The 1,039-nt window shown below is 69.5% G+C and carries 1 protein-coding gene; it reads left to right on the top strand.

The genetic code is table 11. The annotated features are described in order from the left end of the window. Window positions 1-907: HPP family protein (locus B2W70_RS05495; RefSeq protein WP_286743654.1), on the top strand; the 907-nt coding region annotated here is incomplete at its 5' end. Window positions 908-1,039: the final 132 nt, after the last annotated feature.

The following is a 1,039-nucleotide window of genomic DNA, read 5'->3' as shown; positions in this document are numbered from 1 at the left end:
GGCCCAGCCGTGGTCGGTGGTGGGAGGCAATGTCCTGTCGGCCCTGGTGGGCAGCCTGTGCGCCATGTTCATCCCCGATCCGGCCTGGGCCGGGGCGGTGGCGGTGGGCGGGGCGATTGCCGTGATGTTCCGCTGCCGTTGCCTGCACCCGCCGGGCGGCGCGTCGGCCTTGCTGGCGGCGCTCTCAGGCGCGAAGCCGGAGTTCGCGCTGTTCCCCATGCTGACGGATTCGATGCTGCTGGTCATGGCGGGCATGGCCTACAACGAGCTCACGGGGCGGCGCTACCCGCACCGTGGCGTGGCGCAGCCTTCCGCCAAGCCGGGCAGCCGCTTCTCGGGGGCCGACCTGGACGCGGCGCTGGCCCACTACAACCAGGTGCTCGACGTCAGCCGCGATGACCTGGAAGGCATCCTGGAGCTTGCCGAAGCCGCTGCCTACGAGCGCAACTTCGGGCACCTGCTGTGCGTGGACATCATGACAAAGGCGCCGGTGACGGCGCGTTTGGGCACGTCGCTGGAAGAGGCCTGGCGCCTGATGCGCGAACACCGCATCAAGGCGCTGCCCGTGATCGACCAGTCGCAACGCGTGGTCGGCATCCTGACGGTGGCCGACTTCATGCGCCACGCGGGCCTGGACCAGCACGAGGGCGTGGCCGACCGGCTGCTGGCCCTGGTCAAGCGAGACGCCAAGGCAGCGCTGGGCATGCCGGACACGGTCGGCCGCATCATGACGCGCGGCGTGCGCGTGATCAGCGGCGACAGGCGCGTGGCCGAACTGGTGCCGCTGTTCTCTGAAGCTGGTCACCACCACATCCCGGTGATCGACGCGGACAAGCAACTGGTGGGCATCATCACCCAGTCGGACCTGGTGAAGGCCCTGTACAAAGCAACGCGGCCTGCCGATTGATCCAATCGGGCAGGCCGCGAGGCGGTTGAGTCGACCTGGGCCGACCCCGGCCGGATGTTGGGTGCGGCCGAGGTCGGTGAGGTCAGGGCGGCATGAACATCAGCCGCGAACCAGCCTGGCGTCGGCGGGAGA

The sequence above is a fragment of the Aquabacterium sp. UBA2148 genome, from assembly GCF_002328915.1.
GTDB classification, from domain to species: Bacteria; Pseudomonadota; Gammaproteobacteria; order Burkholderiales; family Burkholderiaceae_C; genus Aquabacterium; species Aquabacterium parvum.
This window is presented reverse-complemented; position numbering and strand designations above follow the sequence as displayed.